The organism is Streptomyces yangpuensis, from assembly GCF_024666385.1.
Classification (GTDB): Bacteria; Actinomycetota; Actinomycetes; order Streptomycetales; family Streptomycetaceae; genus Streptomyces; species Streptomyces yangpuensis.
This window is the reverse complement of the sequence record NZ_CP102514.1, coordinates 4,773,753-4,796,236: the sequence shown is the minus strand read 5'-3', so window position 1 is coordinate 4,796,236 and position 22,484 is coordinate 4,773,753. Positions and strand designations below refer to the sequence as shown.

Sequence of the window (22,484 nt, the reverse complement as noted above, 5' to 3'; positions counted from 1 at the left end):
TCGCAGGTGGCAGTGGCATCGCGGGGCACCAGGAGGCACCACGGGGGGGCGCGAACGGATGCGCGAATAGTACGCAGCGGGGGCGACCGTCACTCGGTCGCCCCCGCTGTCATCTCATGGCCCGGTCATCGCCGGCGGCCCGTTCCTCAGAACTGGAGCGCCCACGAGTCGAGCTTCCCGGTGTCGCCGTTGGCGTTGTCGTGGACCCGGAGCTTCCACGTGCCGTTCGGTGCCGCCTCGGAGGAGGCGTTCACGGTGAAGGTCCTGACGATGTTGTCGGCACTGCCGCCGGAGCGGTTGTGCAGGTTGTAGACGCTGCCGTCGGGCGCGATCAGGTCGACCCTCAGGTCACCGATGTAGGTGTGCTTGATGTCGACCGGGACCTTCAGCGTCGTCGGGGCGTTGCCGACGACACCGCTGACGGCGATCGGGGACTCGACGGTCGCCTGGTCGCCGATCGCGTGGTCGGTGGTGTTCTCGAAGCGCTTGCCCGGCGGGACGGGGCCCAGGGCGGTGACGTGCAGCAGACGGTTCGGCGAACCGGTGCCGGGGTTCGTGACCAGATTCGGGGTGGAGGACCCGATCAGTGCCGTCGCCACCTGGGCCGGGGTGCTGGCCGGGTTCTGCGAGAGGTACACGGCGGCAGCGCCGGCGACGTGCGGCGTGGCCATCGAGGTGCCGTTGATGGTGTTCATCGCGTAGTCGCCCGTGCTCCACGCGGAGGTGATGGCGGAGCCAGGGGCGAAGATGTCCAGGGCGGGGCCGTAGTTGGAGTAGCTCGCCCGGGCGTCGGAGCTGGTGGTGGCACCGACGGTGATGGCCTCGGCGACGCGCGCCGGGGACTTGGTGGAGGCGTTCTGCGACTCGTTGCCCGCGGCCACGGCGTAGGTGATGCCGGAGGCTATGGAGTTGCGGACGGCCGTGTCGAGCGCGGTGTCCGCGCCGCCGCCGAGCGACATGTTGGCGACGGCCGGCTTGACGGCGTTGCGGGTCACCCAGTCGATGCCCGCGACGACCTGGGCGGTCGTGCCGGTGCCGGTGTTGTCGAGGACGCGGACGCCGACGATCTTGGCCTTCTTGGCCACGCCGTACGAGTCACCCGCGACGGTACCGGCGACGTGCGTGCCGTGGCCGTGACCGTCCTGGGCGGTGGTGTCGTTGTCGATGGCGTCGTAGCCGTAGGTGGCACGGCCGCCGAAGTCCTCGTGCGTGATGCGGACACCGGTGTCGATGACGTACGCGGTGACGCCCTCGCCCGCCTTGTCCGGGTAGGTGTAGCTCTGGTTCAGCGGCAGCGTCCGCTGGTCGACGCGGTCCAGGCCCCAGGACGGCGGGGACGGCTGGACGGCGCTGACGGTGAAGGTGCGGTTCTGCACGACCGACTGGACCGCCGGGTCGGCGGCGAGCTTCTCGGCCTGCGCCTGCGACAGCTCCACCGAGTAGCCGTTGAGAGCCGCGCTGTAGGTCCGGTCGATCTTCGCGCCGTACTTCTTCGCGACGAGCTTGCCGCTCACCGTGGTCGACCGGGGCGCGGTGTCCTTCAGGGTCACGATGTAGCTGTTGGGCACGGAACCGGGGGCCCCGGCGTTCTGGACCACGCCCCGCGCACCGCTGCCGGCGGCCGAGGCGGGCAGCGCGACGGCCGCGCCCAGCGCGAGGGCCACGACCGCGGTCGCGCTGATGCCGGTGATCTTCCGGCGCGTATGACGCATCACTGGCACGTGACGGTCCTCCTCCTAGGTGGTGCACTGCGGGGGGCGCAGCGGGGCCTCGTCGCACATGTGGCCATGCCCATGCGTACGGCCCGCCGGGCGGTCGCCCCCGAAAGGCCGACCCGCCCTCGGCGGGACCCTCAGGAGGACGGACGAACGCGTAACATCCGTGCCATACACCGGCCATGACCGAGCAAAGGCGCTCTGCACATGACGCACGCACCCCCCGGTTACGTCTGCTCCGAGGACGGTACACGCGCCGACGTCCGGACCGCTCCCTGGGGGTGCCCTCTGTGCGGCGGGCCCTGGGACCTCGATTTCACGCCGGACCCGGACGCGGAGCTCGACCCGTCCGCCGGACCGAATTCGCTGTGGCGGTACGGGCCGGTGCTGCCGCTGCCGGGGGCGTTCTCCCTCTCCCTGGCGGAGGGTCACACTCCGCTGATCCCGCTGGGGGAACGGATCCACGCCAAGCTCGACTTCCTGATGCCGACGCTGTCCTTCAAGGACCGGGGCGCCGTGATGCTCGTGGAACTCGCCCGGCGGCTGGCACCGCAGCGCGTCGTGGCGGACAGCAGCGGCAACGCGGGCACGTCGGTGGCGGCGTACTGCGCACGGGCCGGGCTCGACTGCGAAATCTTCGTACCGGAGGGGACATCGGATAAGAAAACCGAACAGATGCGGGCGCACGGGGCGGTCGTCCGCGTGATCCCGGGCGGCCGCGAGGCCGCGGCCCTGGCCGCCCGCAAGGAGGCGGACGCCCCCGGCGTCTTCTACGCCAGTCACGTCTTCAACCCGTACTTCCTGCACGGGACCAAGACCTACGTGTACGAGGTGTGGGAGGAGATGGGCCGACGGCTCCCCGAGGCGCTGGTGGTGCCGGTGGGCAACGGCACCCTGCTGCTCGGCGCCGCGCTGGCGACGCAGGAGCTGGCCCGACGCGGCGTCAGGCCGCCCGCCCTGATCGCGGTCCAGTCGGAAGCGGTGGCCCCGCTGGCGGAGGCGTTCGCGGCGGGCGCGGAGGATGCCGCGCCGGTGGACCAGCGGCCCACCCTGGCCGAGGGGATCGCGATCCCGGCGCCACCGCGCGCCCGCCAGATCCTGGCCGCGGTCCGCGCGTCCGGCGGCACCTTCGTGACGGTCCCGGACGCCCGGCTGCGCGAGGCCCAGCGGGACCTGGCCCGGCGCGGCCTGTTCGTGGAACCGACGGCCGCCGCCTGCTGGGCCGCGGTGGGGCCCTCCTCCATCACCGACCCCTTGCAGGGCCGCACAGCAGTGATCCCCCTCTGCGGCGCAGGCGCGAAAGCCGGCCTGGCCCCTTGACCCCACCCGTCATCCGTCCCCGCTCCCCCGACCCCCGTGCACACCCCAGCCCCACCGCACCCTCCAGCCCCGCCGCCCCCGCCGGCGTTTGAGGCGCGGGGTCCCCGGGGGCAACGCCCCCCGCAACGGCGCCGCACCCGCACCACACGACAGCACCCCCTTAGGGCAGACACAGAGGTCGGAAATCCGCGAGCCCGCACCCGTCGAGCTCTGGTCAACTGACCCCATGAGCACCCACGTCGGCCTCGCCGCCAAAGCCACCGCGTTCACCGCGCTGCACACCCCCACCGCTCCCCTCGCCCTCGCGAACGCCTGGGACGTCGCCAGTGCCCGCATCGTGGAGGCAACCGGCGCCCCCGCCGTCGCCACCACCAGCGCGGGCGTCGCCTGGTCCCTCGGCTCGCCGGACGGCGACGCGCTCGCCCGCGACCGCGCCCTCGACCTGATCGCCCGGGTGGCGGCCGCCGTGTCCGTCCCCGTCACCGCCGACATCGAGGGCGGCTTCGGCGCCGACCCGGACGCCGTCGGCGAGACCGTCACCGGCGTCATCGCCGCCGGTGCGGTCGGGATCAACATCGAGGACGGCACCCGCGACCCCGCCGAACAGACCGAACACCTGGCGGCCGCCCGCGCCGCGGCCGACGCCGCCGGGGTCCCGCTCTACATCAACGCCCGGGTCGACACCTACCTCAAGGGCCTCGGCGAGCCCGAGGCGCGCCTCGACGAGACCCTCGCCCGCGCCGCCGCCTACGTCCGGGCGGGCGCCACCGGCGTCTTCGTGCCCGGTGTCCTCGACCCGGCCGTCGTGGCCGAGCTGGCCAAGGGCATCGACGCCCCGCTCAACATCCTGCTCGGTCCCGACGCCCCGACCGTCGCCGCCCTCGGCGACCTCGGCGTCTGCCGCGTCAGCCTCGGCTCCTGGGTGGCCGAAGCCGCGTACGCCGTGGTCCGGCGCGCCGCCGAGGAGCTGATCGCCGACGGGACCTACGGCGCGCTCGCACACGCGCTCCCGTACGGCGAGCTGAACAACCTGCTCAAGGACTGAGACACCCAGATGCCTGCATGGGCCAACGACCATAGGATCCGGGCATGAGCACCTCAAAGCCGGACTCGCCCCCGCCCGCGACACCGGCCTCGGACCCGGCCCCTGGCTCGGACCCGATCCCGGGCTCGGACCCGATCCCGGTGGACGGCGGGCCCACGCCCACCGCGCCCGGCAGAATCACCGGCGCGGTGTGGACCGCGCTGGCCCTGGTCTACGTCGTGTGGGGTTCGACCTACCTCGGCATCCGGATCGTCGTCGAGACGATGCCGCCCTTCCTCTCCGCCGGGGCCCGCTTCATCACCGCCGGCCTGCTGCTCGCCGCCGTGGTCGCCTGGCGGCACGGTACGGCCGCGCTCCGGGCCACCCGGGCGCAGGTCGGCTCGGCGGTCCTGGTCGGCCTGCTGCTGGTCCTCGGCGGCAACGGCCTGGTCGTGCTCGCCGAGACCTCCGTACCGTCCGGCCTGGCCGCACTGCTGGTGGCGGCGGTACCCATGTGGGTGGTGGTGCTGCGCGCGGCCACCGGGGACCGGCCCCCGGGCCGCACCCTGGCCGGGGTGCTCGTCGGCCTCGCAGGTCTCGCGGTACTGACCAGCCCCGGACTGAGCGGCACCGTACGGCTGTCGGGGGTGCTGCTGGTGGTGGCCGCGTCGATGCTGTGGTCGCTGGGCTCCTTCTCGGCATCGAAGCTGTCCCTGCCCGGCAACCCGTTCACGGGCAGTGCCTACCAGATGCTCGCGGGCGGCGTCGCGGGCGTGATCGTCGGCCTGATGCGCGGCGAGCACCGCGGTCTGGACCCGACGGCCTTCTCCACCGCCTCCTGGCTGGCCCTGGGCTATCTGGTCCTCTTCGGCTCGCTCGTCGGCTTCACCGCGTACGTATGGCTCCTCCAGGCCGCACCGCTGTCGCTGGTGGCCACGTACGCGTACGTCAACCCCGTCGTCGCCGTCGCACTCGGCGCACTGATCCTCGACGAGGCCCTGACCTGGCCGATCGTGGTCGGCGGTGCCATCGTCGTGGCGGCGGTCGTCGTGATCGTCAGCACGGAACGGCGGAAGAAATAGCGGCGGCGCAGGAACAAGTGGCGGCGGCGCAGGCGCTCAGTCCCGCGCGGCCCGCTCGTACAAAGCCTTCGCACGCTCGTCGAACAGCGCGGCCGTGGAGTCCACATCGGTGTCCCCGCCGCTCAGCACCCCGATGAGGTGCCCGGCGGGATCCGCCCCGCCCCGGTCGGCGATCCAGGGGCTGCCGCTGGTGCCCGTCCAGAAGCCCGCGCAGCTCATGTAGAGCATGTCGGGGTCGTCATCGTCGTGGCGGGTCTGCGTCGTACAGGAAACGGGCCTGTTCTCCGGGTTGTGCTCGGACTCCGGGTAGCCGACGACGGTGACGTCCCGTTCGTAGCCGGAGGTCCATTCGGGCCGCGGCGCCTCGGCGCGGCCGCCGACGGCCTCCTGCACGCTGCGCCCGTCCTCGTCCGGCTCGACGGTGAGGAAGGCGAAGTCGGCCGTGTCCTCGCCCCACTTGGTCCAGCGGTCGTCGACGTGGATCGCCTTGACCTTCCACACCCCCAGGGGCTGGGTGCCGTCGCCCTCGCCGGAGAAGGCGGGGGCGAAGGAGAGCTCGCCGATGGCCAGGCCGTCGTGGGCCACCTCACCCGGCTGACCGTCCTCGCCGGCGGGGGCGACGCAGTGCGCGGCGGTGGCGACGACATTGCCCTTCGGGCTGTCGACGACGCTCGCGGTGCACCAGTGCTCGCCGCCCGCCATGAGCACGCCGACGGTGGGGAAGGGGAGCACCGGACGCTCGCCGGGGGCCTTCATGAAGGCCACGGCGCACACCGCCGCGATACCCGCGGCGGCGGCCGCCGATGTTCCCTTCACCACCGTGCTCATCGCACGCCGGGATCGGGTGTCGGTCCCTTCATCACCTTGCTGATCCACTCCAGGGAGCCCTCCCTCATGCCGCGCACATACGACTTTCCGTTGTGCTCACCATCCTGGATCACCTGGAGGGAAGTGTGCACGGGGCCCTTGCCGTACTCCTTCATGAACTTCTCGGCCTGCTCGCGGCCGGTCTCCTTGGTCCCGATCTGGAAGTTGATGTAGACCTCGGGACCGCCCGCGTCGATCAGCTTCGCGGCGAGCTTCTCGGGGTTGTTCGCGTCCATGGCCTGCGTGTTCCCGTTCCACAGCGGGGAGTCGGGGACGATGTCGGTCCCGCTCGCGATGGCCGCCTTGAACCGGTCGGGGTACTTCAGGAGCTGCTTGAAGCCGTTGAATCCGCCGGCCGACGAGCCCATGAAGGCCCACCCGTCGCGGGAGGTGAAGGTGCGGAAATTGGCCTTCGCGAAATCGGGGACGTCATCGGCCATCCAGGTGCCCATCTTGGGCTGGCCGGGGATGTCAGAGCCGTCGAAGTGGTGCTTCGTGTCCGCGTTGGTCACCGGCATGATCAGGATGAAGGGCAGGCTCTTGCCCGACTTGGCCCCGTCGGCGACGGCCTGCTGGAGACCGAGGCCGGGGCCCGTGCCCCAGTAGTTCGTGGGGTAGCCGCGGCCGCCGGGAAGGGAGATCAGGACCGGGAAGCCGCTCTTGGCGTACTTCGGGTCGTCGTACTCCTTCGGTACCCACACCCACACGTCACCCGTGAAGCCGGACTTCTTGCCGGTGAGGGTGGCCTTGCCGATCTGGGTGCCGTCGGGGAGCCGGCTGGTGCGGACGAACGAAGCCGCCGGCCCCGTCGGCATGAGCACCTCCGGCAGCGCCTCGGAGGCGGTGGCCGTCTTCTCCTGCACCTGGACCTTGCCGAAGGAGACCGGATCCCCTATGTCCGAGAAGAGGCCGAACTTGTACGCTGCTCCGCCCCCGGCGAGGGCGAGCGCCAGACCGCCGCTGATCAGAAGCAGGCGCCGGCGGGTGGGGCGGCGGCGTCCCGTGGTCATGGGGCTGCCATCGCCTTGCTGGTCATGCTGCACGCTTGTTGTCCCGTTCCTTCTCCGGCGCTCACCTCGGAGCGCGGGCCGGACCGCTCGGTCCCCCTTACACCCCTTACAGAGGTATGAACGACGGCCCGGGTTGCCTGAGACGGGGGTGACGTGGCGAGCACCACGCACCGGGGCGGGGGCGGGCGGAAGGCGGGGCGGGGGTGCGGGAGCGGTGGTGCGGCGGGGCAGCGGGGGATCGCGAAGCGGGGGTAGGGAAAAGCGGCGGCTGCGCGGGGCGGTGGTGTGAGGCGCGGGGACGGTTTCGGAGAGCGGCGGCGACGCGGGGCCTTGGCCAGTGACGCGTATGGGGGTTTTCCGTCAGTCCCATCGTCTCTCCGGTTTGGGCCGGTCCGTCAAGGGCGCTCCTTCGTCGCGTCGCTTCGCGATGTCGCTGCGCTCCACCCTTGACCGACCGTCCCGCCCCGGAAATCCGAAAGACTGCCGGGAAACCCCCAAAGGAACGGGCCGGGAGCAGAAAGACACAGGCGAGGCGGTGCGCCGCGCGGGCGAAGCCCGGAGCGCCCCAAATCGCTACGCGCTCCTGCCTGACGGCGACTGCGAGCCTCTTGGGCTGGTCATAAGCCGCCCACATTCGCTACGCGCTCCTGCCTGACGGCGTCCGCGAGTCCCTGTGGCTGGTCATAGGCCGCCATCGATCGCTACGCGCTTCTCAATCACGCGTCCGCAGACCGTCTGGGGCCGGTCATAGGCCGCAGAGGCCGGAATCGCCTCCCAGGGACGGCGCCTGGAGGCCGTCGCGGGGCGGAAAGGCGCCGGATGACGGCTGAGACGAACCCAATCCGGGCCTGGGAGGGTGGGCGCTTCAAAGAGGCGTCAATATGCCCTAATTACCCCCATCTGGGCGGGGGGATGGGATCTCAAGGAGGCCCTGACGGGGATTGAGTTCGGCTGAGCCGATGGATTGGCCTTTCGGGCCTCTCGTTCGCCCCGATCAACCCCAGACTGGGGCGGACGCCGCCTCGGAGGAGCGTGTGATGCTCGATGGCGGCCCATGACCGACCACAGAGACTCGCAGTCGCGCGATCGAGAAACGGGTAGCGAATGTGGGCGGCTTAGGACCAGCCCCAAGGGCCCGCAGACGCCGTCTCCGTGAAGCGCGTAGCGAATTTGGGCGGCCTATGACCAGCCACAGGGACTCGCAGACGCCTCCCGGCAGGAGCGCGTAGCGCATTTGGGCGGCCTATGACCGACCCAAGGGGCTCGCAGACGCCGCCCGACGGGAGCGCGTAGCGATCTGTGGCGGCTTATGTCCAGCCCAAGGGGCTCGCAGACGCCGTCGGGCAGGAGCGCGTAGCGATTGGGGGCGCACCGGGCTTCGCCCGCGCAGGGCACCGCCCCTTAGGTGTCTTGCTCCCCCCGGCCCGTCCTTTTGGGGGTTTCCCGGCAGTCTTTCGGATTTCCGGGGCGGGACGGTCGGTCAAGGGGGGCCGAAGGCCCTCGCGAAGCGACGCGACCGGAGGGAGCGCCCTTGAGGGACCGGCACGACACGGAGAGACGATGGGACTGACGGAAAACCCCCATACCGTCACTGGCCAAGGCCCCGCGTCGCCGCCGCTCTCCGAAACCGTCCCCGCGCCTCACACCACCGCCCCGCGCAGCCGCCGCTTTTCCCTACCCCCGCTTCGCGATCCCCCGCTGCCCCGCGCAGCCGCCGCTTCCCCCTGCCCGCCGCGCCTCACGCCACCGCCCCGCGCGAACCGCCGCTTCCCCTACACCCGCCGCGCCTTCCGGCCGCGCCCCGCGCAACCGCCGCGCCTCACGCCACCGCCCCGCGCGGGCACCGCACCGCTTCCCCGCGCCGCCCCGTCGGCTCGCGCCGGGCTCCGGCCGTGCCGCGGTCCTGAGGTGGGTGGGCAGCCACCGGCCCGCTGGGCGGGGCCGCGGAGGTGGGGGCCCGCCCGCGCGTGCCCCCGTACGTACCGCCCGGCTCAGCCCGCTTCCGGCTTCGGCGCCTTCAGGACCTTGCTGACCCATTCCAGGGAGCCTTCCTTCATGCCCCGGACGTAGTGCCAGCCGTTGTGCTCACCGTTCTGGATGTCGCGGATGGTGGTCTTGATCGGCCCCTTGCCGTACTGCTGCTGGAACTTCGTCATCCGCTCCTTCCCGGACTCCTTGGTGCCGATCTGGAAGTTGATGTAGACCTCGGGACCCTTGGTGTCGATCAGCTTCTGGGCGAGCTTCTCGGGGTTGTTCGCGTCCATCTCCGCCTGGTGGCCCTTCCACAGCGGGGAGTCGGGGACGATCTCGCCACCGCTGGCGATGACGGCCTTGAACTTGTCCGGGTGCTGGAGGACCGTCTTCATGCCGACGAACGCGCCCGAGGAGGAGCCCATGAAGGCCCAGCCGTCACGGGACTTGTACGTACGGAAGTTGGCCTTGGCGAAGGCCGGGACGTCCTCGGCGATCCAGGTTCCCATCTTGGCCTGGCCGGGGATGTCGGAGCCGTCGTAGTAGTACTTGGCGTCCGGGTTGAGCACCGGCATGATCACGATGTACGGGAGGCTGGTGCCCGCCTTGACGCCCTCGTTGATGGCCTTCTGCAGGCCGAGGCTGGTGTCGGCCCAGTAGTTGTTCGGGAAGCCGTTGCCGCCCGGGAGCGCGATGAGGACCGGGAAGCCGCTCTTGGCGTACTTCGGGTCGTCGTACTGCTTGGGGGCCCACACCCACACGTCGCCCTCGAAGCCCGACTTCGCGCCCGCGACGCGGGTCTTGGCGATGATCGTGCCGTCGTCGAGCTTGGCGGTCTGCTTGAAGTCCGACCTCGGACCGGTCGGCATGAGCACGTCCGGGTCGCCGGAGGGCTTGGCCTCGGCCGACGGCGAGCCCGCGTCCGACGTGCCCTCGGCCGGCGGCGGGTTCTTGCCGAAGGTCACGGCCTCGCCGTTGCCCGAGAACCAGTCGAGCTTCCAGGCGGCGAACCCACCGCCGCCGAGGAGCAGCGCGAGGGCGACCACGGCGCTGATCCATATTCGGCGCCGGGACCGCTTGGGCTGCGGGGGCTCGATGTCGTGCGGGTGCCCGGCCGGGGCGGGCGGGTAGCCGTACGGCGCCTCGTACGACTGGTGCTGCGGGTGCTGCTGGTGCTGCTGGTGCTCCGCGCGCTGAGGCTGCTGCGGGTGCTGGTACTGCTGGTGGCCGCCCTGCCCCTGGGGCGGGTGGTCCTGGTACGACTGCTGGTCATCAGGCCGCGGGCGCTGCGGGTACTGGTGCACGAACTTCGCTCCGAACGGTCTTGACTGCCCCCGAGGGCAGAACGGCTTGTCTCCCCTAAGTCCTGATGAGCAAACCACCCGCACAGTTCCAAATTCGAGCAAAAAACATACGGCGATGCGTGCACGGGCGCGACCTCACCGCTGGGCGTCGAGCACCTCCGCGCACCGCCCGAGCAGCTCGATGAGCAACTCCCGCTCCTCCTCGGTGAATGCGGCGGCGAGCGCCCGTTCCACGCGCACCGCGCCCGCGTCCGCGAGTTCCATGACCGCGCGCCCCTCGTCGGTGAGCCGGGTCTCCAGCACGTTGCGGTGCCACTCGTGCGGGGTCCGCTCGATGAGCCCGCGTTCGTGGAGGTTCTTCAGGACGGTGTTCATGGTCGGCGGCGTCACCCCGCACAGGCGGGCGAGCGCGGCGGCCGAGATGCCGGGCTTCTCGGCCAGCCAGAGCAGCGCGGCGTACTGCGGAACCGTTACGGCGGCCGGCTTGCAGGCCGCGTTCTTCGCCGCGAGAAGTGCCTGCTCGGCGCGCTTCACATGAGAGCCGATGCGCTCCTCGGGGGCCATGGAGGTCATGTCGGCATCCTATGACCCTTGCATACATTAGAGCTCTAACATAGATTCGCCTTCACTCAGTCAGTAGAGGACGTTCAGTGGGGGATGCGATGACGCGGCAGACGACGCAGGCGGAGACGAAGGCAGGGGCGACGACCACGCTGAAGAAGCAGAAGAAGCAGAAGAAGGCCACGCGGCCGTTGCTGGTCGCGGCCGTGGCCGGGGTGCTCGCCCTCGGGGCGGCGGGGCCGGCTCCGGCGGCGGCCCAGACCGCGGGCCCGTCGGGCGAGCCCCGGATATCCACCGCCTTCTCGCTGCCCGGCGCGAAGGTCTACCCGGAGGGCATCGCCGCGGATCCGCGCACGCACACGGTCTACGTCGGCTCGTACGCGGACGGCACGGTCTACCGGGCCCGGCCCGGCCGGTCCGAGGCCGAGGTGTTCCTGCCCGCCGGTACCGATGGCCGCCGCACGGCCAACGGCCTGCGGGTCGACGCCCGCGGCCGGCTGTGGGTCACGGACTCGACCAAGGGCGTGGCCGTCTACGACACCGTGACCGGGACCCGGCTGGCCCACTTCGAAGTGGCCTCGGGGACCTCCGCACGCTTCGTGAACGACCTGACCATCACCCCGGACGGCACCGCGTACCTGACGGACAGCATCCGCGGCGTGATCTACCGCGTGACCCCGCGGCAACTGGCCTCCGGCAGCGGTGTCCTGACCGAGGCCTTCGACCTCACTCCGGCCCTGCATCCCCGCCCGGCCGGGGGATTCAGCCTCAACGGCATCACCTCCGACCGCACGGGCCGCTATCTCCTCACCGTGGACATGCCGACCGGCGACCTCTACCGCGTGGACCTGCGTACGGGGGCCGTCCGCCGGGTCACCCTCACCGGCGGTGACATGAAGGCCGCCGACGGCCTCGACCTGGCCCCGGACGGGACCCTGCGCGTGGCGCACAACACCACCAACACGCTGACCCGCTGGCAGCTCGGCGCGGACGGCACCCGCGCCCGGCTGACCCGTACGATCACGGACCCGTCCCTGCAGATCCCCACGACCCTGGCACGCGTCCCGGGCCGCACCCTGGTGGTCCGCTCGCAGTTCGACAAGGGCGGCCCGATGCACCCCGGCGAGGGCACCCCGACCACCTTCACGGTGGCCTCGGTACGCGGCCTCTGACGGCCCGGGACCCTACCCGCGCCCCCGCCGTCAGGCCTGGACGGCGGCGGCGGCGTTCCTACGGGCCCGCATGTCGGCGACGGCGTACGGCAGCCCGGGCAGCAGCAGGAGCGGCGCCACCCACAACGGCGCCGTGAACACCGGAGCCTCACCCGCCAGCCGGGCGGTCAGGAGGGCTACGGGCAGGGCGACACAGAGGCCGATCGCCCAGCTCCGGAGCATGCCCAGGCTGCCCCGCCGCAGCTCCCAGACGACCGTGGCCACGCCGAGGACCGCCCAAAAGGCGATCTTGCCGGGGGTCACGGCCGTCTCGGTGGTCCACCGGCTCAGGCACACCACCAGCAGGAGGCAGCCGAGCATGAAGCTGCCCAGGCAGGCCATGCGCAGCACGCGGCGCGGGAGCGGCGCCCGCGCCCGGGCCCAGGCCGCGGCGAAGGTGCGTACGTCGTGGCCGACGACGTCCCGCCCGGTGCGGCCCGCGGCCTCCGCGTCCTCCAGGTGCGCGGAGAGCTCGTCGAGCATCTCCCGCAGGGACGCGTCGTCAATCCCGCGGTACTCCCAGTTGCTGCGGCAGGCGGCGAGTATCTGCGCGTTCGTCATGGCGTGGTCTCCCCCGTGGATGGCGTGGTGGCGGTGAGGATACGGCCGACGGACCCGGCGAAGGCGTGCCAGTCGGCGCGGCCGCGGCCGAGTTCGGCCTGGCCCGCTTCGGTCAGCCGGTAGTACTTGCGCGGGGCGCCGCCGGTCGGGGACGGGGCGCGGTACGAGGAGATGAGCCCCGCCCGCTCCATCCGGGCGAGCAGCGGATAGATGCTGCCGTCGCTGACGAGCTCCAGCCCGCCGGCGGCGAGCGCCTCGGCGAACTCGAAGCCGTACCTGGGCCGTTCGGCGATCAGGGACAGCAGGCAGAGGTCGAGCACTCCGCGCAGGAGCTGACTGCGCCGTTGATCACCGGTCGTCTGCGGCCCCGTTGTCATGCGGTACAAGATAGTGGCCGACTATCTTGTACCGCAAGACAACATGGGAGGAGACGGCAGACGGCCGGCCTACCTGGACGCGGCGACCCGGCGGGTGGCGGAACGCATGACCAGGGCCATCACCACTTCGAACACGCCGAGCAGCACGAGCCACAGTCCGAGCAGCCGGGTCAGGGCGACCGCGGAGTCCACCGGGAAGCAGAGCACGACGATTCCGGCGACGGTGCCGAGCGCGCCCAGGCCGAAAAGCAGACCTCGATGGAGGAGGAGGCGGTCGGCGATGGCGACGTAGGTCGTGAGCAGCCCTGTGATCAGCCAGAACACTCCGACGATCAGGGACAGCGCACCGATCGTCTGCATCGGATGGCGCAGCACGAGGACGCCGGCCAGGAAGGCCAGGATCGCGATCAGCACGCTCGCCAGCCTGCTGCCGCCGGCGTCGTTGCTGTGCGAGAAGGCCCCGACGAAGCGGAACCCACCCGCCACCAGGAGCTGCAGGCCGATGATCACGGCCAGGATGTGCAGCGTCTCGTCGGGCCAGACGAGCACGAGGATGCCCGGGATCAGGGTGGCGAGGGCGACGCCGAGCGCCCAGTGCCACGAACTCCCGAGCTGGTTGAGCGTGTCTTCGGGGTCATGCTGCGTGCGCTGCGGTGCCGCGTCGGGATGTACGGACATCACACCTCCCGGACTCACCTGGAGTACCTTTACGCCCATTTTATGCTGATACATCCAAACCCGCGGCCCTGGCCGGCGCCGCGGGTTCCCGGACTCAGGCCCTGGGCGACCGCCGTCTCACTTGAGGTACGCGATGACCGCGAGCACCCTCCGGTTGTCCGCATCCGACGGGGGCAGGTCGAGCTTGGCGAAGATGTTCGACGTGTGCTTGATGACCGCGCGTTCGGTGATCACCAGTTCCTGGGCGATCGCGGCGTTCGAGCGGCCCTCGGCCATCAGGCCGAGCACCTCGCGCTCGCGTGGGGTGAGGCGGGAGAGGGGGCCGTCGCGGTGGAACTCCTTGGCGAAGAGCTTGGCGACGACGTCGGGGTCCATGGCGGTGCCGCCGGACGCGACACGGCGGACCGCGTCCACGAAGCCGTCGGGGTCGAAGACCCGGTCCTTGAGCAGGTAGCCGATGCCCCCGCTGCCGTCGGCGAGGAGTTCGCGGGCGTAGAGCTGCTCCACGTACTGGGAGAGGACCAGGACCGGCAGGCCGGGGACCTGGCGCCGGGCCTCCAGGGCGGCCCGCAGTCCCTCGTCGGTGAACGTCGGCGGGAGCCGGACGTCGACGACGGCGACGTCCGGCTTGTGGTCGAGGAGGGCCTGGAGCAGTCCGGGCCCGTTGTCCACGGCGGCGACCACCTCGAAGTCGTACGACTCCAGCAGGCGGACCAGACCGTCCCGCAGCAGGAACAGGTCTTCGGCTAGGACAACGCGCACGGCAGCTCCATGGTGAGGGTGGTCGGTCCGCCCGGCTTGCTGTTGATCGCGAGGAGCCCGTCGAAGGCGGCCAGGCGGCGTTCGATGCCGCGCAGCCCGGTGCCGCGCGAGGGGTCCGCGCCGCCCTGGCCGTCGTCGACGACCTGGCTGCGCAGCGCGCCGCCCTCGTGCCAGATGTCGATGCTCACGGTCGTCGGCGAGGCGTGCTTGGCGGCGTTGGTGAGGGCTTCGGCGACCGCGAAGTACATCGCGGACTCGACGGGCGCCTCCAGCCGGCCGGTCAGGTCGGCGTTGACGGTGACGTCGAGCGGGCTGTCCAGGGCCAGGGCGCGCACCGCGTCCGCGAGGCCCCGGTCGGCGAGCACCGGCGGGTGGATGCCGCGGACGAGGTCGCGCAGCTCGGTCAGCGCGGCGGCGGAGGCCTTGCGGGTGTCGGCCAGGATGGCGCGTACGGCTTCCGGGTCCTTGGCGAGCAGCTGCTCGGCGACGCCGAGATTCATCCCGAGGGCCACCAGACGGGCCTGCGCGCCGTCGTGCAGGTCCCGCTCGATGCGGCGCAGTTCGGCCGCGGAGCTGTTGACGGCGTCGCTGCGGCTGTCGGTGAGGCGGCGGACGCGCTCGGCGGTGCGCGTCGGGGTGAGCAGCGTACGGGCCAGGGAGGCATGGGCGCGCAGCAGCGCGGGGCCGGCGGCGAGACCGGCGAGCAGGGTCACGAGGCCGAGGGCGGCGGCGTACCAGGCGGAGGTCAGGTCGCTGATCTCGACCCACAGGTAGTAGTTCTCGCCGGCGTCGGCGATGGGCCGGTAGATCGCCGGCATCAGCATGCCGCCGAGTCCGCCGACGACGAGGACGAGCGGCAACAGCGCGAGCACCACCCCCACCACCGGGTTGACCAGCATCCACGCGAGGTCCCGCCAGGTCGCCGGGTCGGTCAGCACCCAGTGCGTGCGCTGCCACTGTCCCTTGAGACCCGGCTCGGCGGCGGGCGCGGGAAGGTACGGCTCCTCGACCGCGCGGCCCGACCACCGTGCCGCGGTCCTGCGGGAGTTGTTCACCACGGCCCGTACGGCGACGGCGAGCGCCGGGACGAGCAGGACGCCCAGGCCGATGCCGATCAGGGAGACCGCCGTCACGAAGAGGCAGAACAGGACGAGTTCCCCGATCGCGAGGAAGAGAACGGGCAGCCCTCTGCCGAGGGAGCGGAAGCCGGTACGTACATCCAGGTTGTTCACGATCGTCCCATTCCCCTCTGCGCACGGCACGCTGCCGTGGTGATGTCCCTAGTCTTCTCGGCGTCGGCCCACCACGCACGGGACGTGTGTGCCGTGTGCGGTGGTGTACCCAGGTCCCCCCTCGGACGCCACCGAGGTGTCTGTTTCGGCGCTGTCGTGGCGACTTGACTGTATACATGACGATGCGACTGCGACTGCGGCTCCTGCTCCTTCCGCTGTGTGTCCTGCTGCTCCTGGCGGGTGGCACCAGCGCCGCCTGGGCGGGGCCGGCACACCGGACGGGGGCCCGCTCCGCGGCCGGGCCGTCCGAACCGGCCCTGCTTTCGGGGGCGGTCGACGCCCTCGTGCGCCGGCAGCTCACCGACTACCGCATCCCCGGCGCCTCCGTGGTGGTCGTCGAGAACGGCGAGCCGGTCCTCACCCAGGGGTACGGCGTCGCGGACGCCACCTCGGGGACACCGGTGGATCCCCGGCGCACCGGCTTCTTCATGGCCTCCGACGCCAAGCTGTTCACGGCGATCGCGGTCCTTCAGCAGGTCGAGCGGGGGCGTCTGGACCTGGGATCCGACGTCAACCGCTACCTCTCCGCCTTCAAGGTGAAGGACACGTATCCGGGGCACCCGGTGACCGTACGCGATCTCCTCACGCACACGGCGGGTTTCGACAACAACATCATCGGGCGGGCCGCCACCCGGCCCGAGGACGTGCGCCCGCTCGGCGAGAGCCTCGCCGACCACCAGCCGCGCCGGGTGCGCCCGCCGGGCGGGGTCGCGAGCTACGACAACTACGGTGTGGCGCTCGCCGGTCACCTCGTCGAGACGGTGACGGGCACCCCCTTCGCCGCGTACGTGGACCAGTCGATCCTGCGGCCCCTCGGCATGAACCGTACGAGCTTCGCGCAGCCGCACACCCCGGCGATCGAGGCGGACCTCGCCCGCGGTCACCGCCCGGACGGCGGGCACCAGCGCGTCCAGGACGGTCAGTACGGCGACTGGTCCCCGACCGGCGCCGGCGCCGTCACCACGGCGGCGGACATGGGGGAGCTGCTGCGCGCCCTGCTCGGCGGCGGTGGTCCGATCCTGACCGAACGCTCCGACTCCGCTCTGCTGGCACGGCAGTTCGGCAATGACGACCGGCTGCCCGGCCTCGGTTACATCCTCGAGGAGCGCGTCCGCGGCGGGCAGCGGATGCTGGTCAAGGACGGCGACCTGCCCGGCTTCCACGGCAATCTGGCACTGCTGCCCGAGCGGAACGCCGCGGTGTACGTCGTCTACAACGGCGACGGCGAGAACGGGCGCGCCACCTATGCGGGGCAGGAGCTGGCCGACCTCGTCGCCGACCACTTCGGTGGGCCCGCCGCCGTGCGGCGCTCCACGTCGCTCGCCGATGTCGGGCAGTACGAGGGCGACTACCGTTCCACGCGCACCAGTTCCTCGGAGCTGACCCGGGTCAGCGCGCTGACCGGTTCGGTGCGGGTGAGCGCGGGCGCAGGGGCGACGCTGACCACCACGGGGCTGTCGCGCGACCCGGACGTGAGCGAGCGTCACTGGGTGCAGCTGAGCCCGGGGCTCTTCCAGGAGGAGGGCGGCGAGGACCGGATCGCCTTCCGTGACGGTCGCCTCTCCGTCGCCTCCGAGGTCTCCGTCGCGTACGAGCGGCTGCCCTGGTACCTCTCCCCCACGCTGCACCAGCGGGTGCTGCTCGGCTCGCTCGCGTTCCTCGCCCTGACGGTACTCGCGCTGCCGGTGCTCGCCCTGCTGCGCCGCCGCTCGCCGGGTGCGCCGGCCGGGGCGCGCGCCGCCAAGCTGCTGCTGTGGACGTCCGGCGCGCTGATCACCGCGGCGACGGTCTGCTTCCTGCTGCTGTCCGCCGACCCCAATGCCCTCAACCGCACGATCATCGTGGGTGACTCGCCGCTCCTGACCGCGGTACCGGCCCTGACCGGCATCGCGCTCGCGACCACGGGCGCCATGGTCGTGTGCGCGTTCCTTTCCTGGCGGCGGCGCTGGTGGCACCTGTCCGGCCGGCTCCACTACTCGTGCAGCACGCTGGCCGCACTGATCTTCCTCGGGGTGTGCGCCTCGTACCGGCTGGTGGGTTAGACCGTCCCTGTCGGATCCTGCCGGGGCCGGCAGGATCCGAAGGAGTCGGCCCGGGGGGCGGCTGCCCCGCGGTATAGGGGTCACGATCGTTCCTCCGTCGGACGTGGGGCGGCCCGGGCAGGAGCTCCTGCCCGGGCCGCGTGGGCAAGGGGCCGGCGACTACCAGCGGGTCGTCTCGCCGAAGAAGTCCGCGATCTCCACGGCCTCGCCCGAGGCCCGCGCCGCGCGGAAGACGTGCAGGCCGACCGCCAGGTCGAGGACGCCCAGGCCGAACGGTGAGAAGATCACCGGCTTGTCGCCACCGATGGTCACCTCGCCCTTGACGAACTGGGCGAGCGTGCCGGTGACGAAGTGCCGGTCGCCGTACTTCTGCTCCGCGAGGTGCGGCGAGGTGTTGGCCTTCATGCAGTGCTCGACGTCGTCGAGGATGTTGTACGCGCCCTCGATCAGCTCCGGGCCGATGTCCCGCAGCGAGATGTTGAGGACGGTCTGACCGGGTGCGAAGGCCTGGGGGTCGAGGATGTACGGCTCGGCGGCGGTCGTCGCGAGGACCACCACGTCGGCGCCGGCGATGGCCGCGGCGAGGTCCTGCCACCGCGTACTGGACCAGCGCGTCGTGCTTGTCCTCGGAGAACGCGCCGGTCTCGTACGGGTCGCCGATGTTCTGCGGGAGGCCGGTGCCGTCCACGGCCGCGATCGCGGCGGCGACGGCCTTCTTGAACTCGGGCTCCCCGGCGGCCGGTCGGTCGCTGTGGACGAGGATCATCTCGGGCGCCGGGGTCTTGATGCCGGCGTCGACGAGGATGCGCGTGACGCGGCCCGACTCCCCCGTACCGTAGTCGGCCTCGGTCAGGCTCTTCTGTCTTGTCAGGCCTCCGAGGACTGTGAGCGCGATGACAGCGTAGAGCCATCCGAAGAGTGCGGTCTTGCGGTGCCGGGCGCACCAGGCTCCCAGTGAAGCCGCCAGTTTCGTTGCCTTGCCATTACCTCTCCCCACGTGGTCGACTCGCGGACCAATCTCGCGACGCGCAAGTCCCCGACCTGGAGCGCTGTTCATCGGCGCCGGCACCACGGGCACCCTGATGGGCTGCGCCCGCTATTTCAAGGAGCTGCCGCGGCCGGTGACGGTCGTCGCGGTCGACAGGGTCGGCTCCGTCACCTTCGGCGGACCGGAGGGTCCGCGCATGCTCCCCGGACTCGGCACGGGGGTACGGCCCGCGCTGCTCGACACCTCGTACGTCGACGACGTCGTGCACGTTCCCGAGGCGGACACCGTGCGCGCCTGCAGCACCCTGGCGCGCGGGGGATTCCTCTTCGGCGGCTCCACCGGGACGGTGGTGAGCGGTGCGCTGCGCCGGCTCGCCGAGCACCGTCCGAGCCAGAACGTCACGGCGGTCGCCATCGCCCCGGACCTGGGCGAGCGCTACATCGACACCGTCTACCAGCCGAGCTGGGTGCGTGACATGTACGGCATCGAATCGTCCGAACTTCCCACTGGAGCAGTGCAGTCATGATCCCCGCACCCCCCGCCCGGCAGAGCCCGGGTTCTTGATGTGGCGCCAGAGTCCCGCTCCGCCGAAGCCGGTCCGGGTGTGCCCGGTGTCAGCCGGACGAGGACGGCCTCCGGAGCCCCCGCGTGTCACGGCACCGGGGGCGGACTCTCCCGGGACGGCGGGGCCCCGGGGCCGCGCGCGTCGCCGCCCTCCTCGGCGAGCAGGCCCGAGCCGGCGAGCAAGTAGCCCAGCTGCGCACGGCTGTTGCTGCCGAACCGCTCCGCCACCTTGCGGATGTGGGACACGACCGTACGGCGGCTCAGACCGATCCGGCGGGCGATGCGCTCGTCGGTCTCACCCTCCACCATGGCCCGCAGGATCGTCCGCTGGAGGTCGTCGAGGAACGGGCGGTCCTCCTGGCGGGACGCCGACGGCTCCACCGGTTCGGCCCGCGCCCAGGAGCGTTCGAACATCGCCCTGAGGTACCGCACCAGGTCCGGGTGTTTGACGATCATCATCGCGTGCCCCCCGTCCTCACCGGCCGGGAGGAACGCCACGTCCCGGTCGCAGACGAGCAGCTGGTCGGGCGTCTCCGCCAGGGTGCGGACCTCTGCGCCGTGGCCGAGAAGCCGTTCGATGTGGGCCAGCGTCGGTTTGTGGCTCCGCGCCGAGTGCTGGTACAGCGTGCGCTGACGCACGCCCCGCTCCAGCAGCGGCAGGCTCAGCCCGAGACTCCGGTGCAGCAGCCGGACCGGCAGGCCGCCGCCCGGCTGGGAGACGAGCAGCTCCTCGGCGCAGGTCTTCACGGCGGCCTGGAGGGCGTGGTGAATGGCGCGTTCGCCGTAGATGACGGTGAGGGTCTCCTCGCCCCGGCTCCTGGCCTCGGAGTAGACCGCGTCGTAGGACGCCATGGCCGCACGGATGCGGGCCGCCTCGCGCCGCAGCCGGGACATCTCCTCCTCCACCGGCCGGAGGGCCGCCTCGGCGGCGACCGGCGGCGGAACCGCGTACGCCGGGCCGTCCTCCTGCCCCGACGTTATGAGCAGGTGAAGTTTTCGCAGGCAATCGGGTACGTCGTCAATGAAGTTGTCCTTTTCAACTACCGCTTGTCGGTACAGCTCCCTGGCCCAATCGCAGGGCGCCTGTGGATTGGCTCCTCCGCAATGGGGTGCTGTCTCGCATTTTTGATGCCGCTTCACAGATGTGAAATGTAACATCAGGCAACTGTCCTCCATGGCCTTGCACATGGCGGTCGGGTAAGGATGGAGAACGAGGATCGCCGTGCGGGGGGACGGGGTCGTCTTGCCATACCCTCGCCCGATCTGTGCACCGATTCACGTTCACATCGGCAGGGCAGGTGGCTCCATGCGCACATCTCTTTCCGGCCATACCTGGCGCCGTGTTGACGTACCGGTCGCCGGATCGCTCTGACAGCGGGAGTGCACCCGCGGGTGGCCGCCTCAACCCGCCGCCGGTCTTCGACAGATGGCACACCGGGGGAGCTTCCCCGGCGTGCGGCTCGTATGCGGTTCGCCGCTGGAACATGAACAACGGGGGAGCGAAGTGGGCGATATCGTCCGACTTCAGGTAGGAACAAACGTGGACATACCGGTATCGGTTTCCGTACAGCCGGGCATGTCCGTCATCTCACTGCTGGCAGACACCTTCGGGATGCCCCAGGGTGTGCCGGTGAACCTGCGCAGGTCGCTCAGGGCGGTGAGCCCGGGCTACCTGTCCGACGCGGCGGGAACCCTCACTTCGACGGGTTCCTTCCACATCCCGTCCCTGCTCTGGATGCGTGGGGACGCGGGCGGCGAAAGTATTCGCCACGAGACGCAACGAATTGCCGAAACGGCGCCGCAGGCGCTACTGGCCGACATCGGCCGAATGTACGACGGAAAGGTGCCACTTATATGGCGCAAAGTCATCGACAGTCCCTCCACATTCCTCCTCGCGTACGCCGCCATGGCCCGCGCGGTGTGGGAGCAGCTGTCCGGGACCTGGCATCGGAGTAAACCACTCCTCGAAAGGGAGATCGGGCGCATCGGTGTGGCATCCGTCACCGGAGCCATGGCATCCGTTCTGGCCGATCTCAGCCCCAGGATCTCCTTCGCGGACGGGAACCTCGTCCTCCCCGCCAATACGCCGGTGGCCGCGCCCGTCGCACTCCGGCGCCTGACGCTCACGCCCCTCGTCTCGGGCACCCGCGCCTGCGTCGCCCGTGTCGACGCGGACGGCCACGCCCACATCGGATACCCGCTGGCCGGCGCGGCCAGGCTGCTCCGGGGGACCGACGGCGAGGAGCGCACCCCGTCCGACCCGCTGGCCCTGACGCTCGGTGAACTGCGGGCCGTCATCCTGCGCAAGGGCACCCAGTCCGTGTCCATGGGGACGCTGGCCGACCTGCTGCACTGCACCGCCGGCACGGTGACGTACCACTGCCGGCAGCTGGAGCAGGCCGGGCTGCTCTGCCGCGAGCGGCAGGGGCGCGAGGTGCGGATCTGCCGCACCCTGCGCGGAGACGCACTGGTGGATGCCCTGTCATGACACCTCACCTTGCCACCCGCCTGGTCGTCCTCGTCTCCGGCGGCGGTACGAACCTGCAAGCCCTCCTCGACGCCGCGGCCCGCGACCCGAAGGAGTTCGGCGCGACCGTCGTCGCCGTCGGCGCCGACCGGCCCGGTGTCGCCGGCCTGGAGCGTGCCGAACGGGCCGGGGTGCCGACCTTCGTGTGCCAGGTGCGGGACCACGCTTCCCGGGAGGCGTGGGACGCCGCGCTCGCCGACCACGTCGCCGCGTACGAGCCCGATCTCGTCGTGTCGGCCGGCTTCATGAAGATCCTCGGAAAGGAGTTCCTGACCCGGTTCGGCGGCCGGGTCGTCAACACCCATCCCGCCCTGCTGCCGAGCTTCCCGGGCGCCCACGGAGTGCGCGACGCGCTCGCCTACGGCGTCAAGGTCACCGGCTGCACGGTCCACTTCGTGGACGAGGGCGTCGACACCGGCCCCGTCATCGCCCAGGGCGTGGTCGACGTCCGGGACGAGGACGACGAGGCCCTCCTGCACGAGCGGATCAAGGAAGTCGAACGCACACTGCTGGTCGACGTCGTCGGGCGCCTCGCCCGGCACGGACACCGCCTGGTAGGACGCAGGGTCCTCATTCCCTGAGCGGTGCCCGGGCTGTGACCGTCTCCCACCGTGGGAAACGGTCACAG

General features: G+C 71.3%; 19 protein-coding genes and 1 pseudogene. 8 read left to right on the top strand and 12 right to left on the bottom strand.

Annotated elements, in window-relative coordinates; translation table 11 throughout:
* Positions 1 to 146 precede the first annotated feature (146 nt).
* Positions 147 to 1,721: a S8 family peptidase gene (locus tag NRK68_RS22130; RefSeq protein WP_308296246.1), complete on the bottom strand. Its 1,575-nt coding sequence runs from the start codon at positions 1,719 to 1,721 to the stop codon at positions 147 to 149.
* A gap of 201 nt (positions 1,722 to 1,922) precedes the next feature.
* Between NRK68_RS22130 and NRK68_RS22125 the strand changes: the two genes are divergently transcribed.
* The 3 genes from NRK68_RS22125 (at position 1,923) to NRK68_RS22115 (ending at position 5,141) form a co-directional block, all read left to right on the top strand.
* A complete protein-coding gene (locus NRK68_RS22125; RefSeq protein WP_183067162.1) occupies positions 1,923 to 3,035 on the top strand; it encodes a threonine synthase in 1,113 nt (370 codons plus the stop codon).
* A 226-nt stretch (positions 3,036 to 3,261) separates the two neighbouring features.
* Positions 3,262 to 4,080 (top strand): isocitrate lyase/PEP mutase family protein, encoded by an 819-nt coding sequence (locus NRK68_RS22120; RefSeq protein WP_183067161.1) that lies wholly within the window; start codon positions 3,262 to 3,264, stop codon positions 4,078 to 4,080.
* A 44-nt stretch (positions 4,081 to 4,124) separates the two neighbouring features.
* Complete coding sequence (locus NRK68_RS22115; RefSeq protein ID WP_257856519.1) at positions 4,125 to 5,141, top strand: EamA family transporter; 1,017 nt, start codon at positions 4,125 to 4,127, stop codon at positions 5,139 to 5,141.
* A gap of 36 nt (positions 5,142 to 5,177) precedes the next feature.
* On the opposite strand, the gene NRK68_RS22110 is transcribed toward NRK68_RS22115, so the two are convergent.
* From NRK68_RS22110 to NRK68_RS22095, 4 genes are all read right to left on the bottom strand, one after another.
* A complete protein-coding gene (locus tag NRK68_RS22110) occupies positions 5,178 to 5,969 on the bottom strand; it encodes a trypsin-like serine peptidase (RefSeq protein WP_183067159.1) in 792 nt (263 codons plus the stop codon).
* The gene (locus tag NRK68_RS22105) at positions 5,966 to 7,018 is read right to left on the bottom strand and encodes an alpha/beta hydrolase (protein WP_257856518.1); all 1,053 of its coding nucleotides are present in this window, start codon (positions 7,016 to 7,018) and stop codon (positions 5,966 to 5,968) included. The genes NRK68_RS22110 and NRK68_RS22105 overlap by 4 nt, the downstream gene beginning before the upstream one ends.
* A gap of 1,991 nt (positions 7,019 to 9,009) precedes the next feature.
* Positions 9,010 to 10,086 carry an alpha/beta hydrolase gene (locus NRK68_RS22100; RefSeq protein WP_308296342.1) on the bottom strand — a complete coding sequence of 359 codons (1,077 nt, stop codon included), beginning with the start codon at positions 10,084 to 10,086 and terminating at the stop codon, positions 9,010 to 9,012.
* 342 nt (positions 10,087 to 10,428) lie between these two features.
* Positions 10,429 to 10,866: a MarR family winged helix-turn-helix transcriptional regulator gene (locus NRK68_RS22095; RefSeq protein WP_183067157.1), complete on the bottom strand. Its 438-nt coding sequence runs from the start codon at positions 10,864 to 10,866 to the stop codon at positions 10,429 to 10,431.
* An 89-nt stretch (positions 10,867 to 10,955) separates the two neighbouring features.
* On the opposite strand from NRK68_RS22095, the gene NRK68_RS22090 reads away from it, so the two are divergent.
* Positions 10,956 to 12,026, top strand: a complete 1,071-nt coding sequence (locus NRK68_RS22090; protein ID WP_183067156.1) for an SMP-30/gluconolactonase/LRE family protein — start codon at positions 10,956 to 10,958, stop codon at positions 12,024 to 12,026.
* A 30-nt stretch (positions 12,027 to 12,056) separates the two neighbouring features.
* Here NRK68_RS22090 and NRK68_RS22085 read toward each other — a convergent pair whose 3' ends face one another.
* The 5 genes from NRK68_RS22085 to NRK68_RS22065 form a co-directional block, all read right to left on the bottom strand.
* The gene (locus NRK68_RS22085) at positions 12,057 to 12,626 is read right to left on the bottom strand and encodes a hypothetical protein (RefSeq protein WP_257856516.1); all 570 of its coding nucleotides are present in this window, start codon (positions 12,624 to 12,626) and stop codon (positions 12,057 to 12,059) included.
* The gene (locus tag NRK68_RS22080; RefSeq protein ID WP_257856514.1) at positions 12,623 to 13,003 is read right to left on the bottom strand and encodes a PadR family transcriptional regulator; all 381 of its coding nucleotides are present in this window, start codon (positions 13,001 to 13,003) and stop codon (positions 12,623 to 12,625) included. Before NRK68_RS22080 ends, NRK68_RS22085 begins: the two co-directional genes overlap by 4 nt.
* A 69-nt stretch (positions 13,004 to 13,072) precedes the next feature.
* Positions 13,073 to 13,681, bottom strand: coding sequence for an HdeD family acid-resistance protein (locus NRK68_RS22075; protein ID WP_183067153.1), 609 nt, complete (start codon positions 13,679 to 13,681; stop codon positions 13,073 to 13,075).
* A gap of 117 nt (positions 13,682 to 13,798) precedes the next feature.
* The gene (locus NRK68_RS22070; RefSeq protein WP_183067152.1) at positions 13,799 to 14,443 is read right to left on the bottom strand and encodes a LuxR C-terminal-related transcriptional regulator; all 645 of its coding nucleotides are present in this window, start codon (positions 14,441 to 14,443) and stop codon (positions 13,799 to 13,801) included.
* Positions 14,428 to 15,675, bottom strand: coding sequence for a sensor histidine kinase (locus NRK68_RS22065; RefSeq protein WP_220819096.1), 1,248 nt, complete (start codon positions 15,673 to 15,675; stop codon positions 14,428 to 14,430). Before NRK68_RS22065 ends, NRK68_RS22070 begins: the two co-directional genes overlap by 16 nt.
* A gap of 176 nt (positions 15,676 to 15,851) precedes the next feature.
* On the opposite strand from NRK68_RS22065, the gene NRK68_RS22060 reads away from it, so the two are divergent.
* On the top strand, positions 15,852 to 17,777 hold the full coding sequence (locus NRK68_RS22060) for a serine hydrolase domain-containing protein (RefSeq protein WP_257856513.1): 1,926 nt from the start codon (positions 15,852 to 15,854) through the stop codon (positions 17,775 to 17,777).
* 159 nt (positions 17,778 to 17,936) lie between these two features.
* On the opposite strand, the gene NRK68_RS22055 is transcribed toward NRK68_RS22060, so the two are convergent.
* Positions 17,937 to 18,335, bottom strand: coding sequence for a hypothetical protein (locus NRK68_RS22055; RefSeq protein WP_257856512.1), 399 nt, complete (start codon positions 18,333 to 18,335; stop codon positions 17,937 to 17,939).
* Positions 18,336 to 18,811: 476 nt separating this feature from the next.
* Here NRK68_RS22055 and NRK68_RS22050 point away from each other — a divergent pair.
* Positions 18,812 to 19,291: pseudogene (locus NRK68_RS22050) on the top strand (pyridoxal-phosphate dependent enzyme); the annotation flags it as partial.
* 125 nt (positions 19,292 to 19,416) lie between these two features.
* Here NRK68_RS22050 and NRK68_RS22045 read toward each other — a convergent pair.
* A complete protein-coding gene (locus NRK68_RS22045; protein ID WP_183067129.1) occupies positions 19,417 to 20,223 on the bottom strand; it encodes a LuxR C-terminal-related transcriptional regulator in 807 nt (268 codons plus the stop codon).
* Positions 20,224 to 20,869: 646 nt separating this feature from the next.
* Here NRK68_RS22045 and NRK68_RS22040 point away from each other — a divergent pair.
* Positions 20,870 to 21,817 (top strand): ArsR/SmtB family transcription factor, encoded by a 948-nt coding sequence (locus NRK68_RS22040; protein WP_183067128.1) that lies wholly within the window; start codon positions 20,870 to 20,872, stop codon positions 21,815 to 21,817.
* Positions 21,814 to 22,437: a phosphoribosylglycinamide formyltransferase gene (purN, locus tag NRK68_RS22035; protein WP_183067127.1), complete on the top strand. Its 624-nt coding sequence runs from the start codon at positions 21,814 to 21,816 to the stop codon at positions 22,435 to 22,437. The genes NRK68_RS22040 and purN overlap by 4 nt, the downstream gene beginning before the upstream one ends.
* The last annotated feature ends 47 nt before the right edge of the window (positions 22,438 to 22,484 follow it).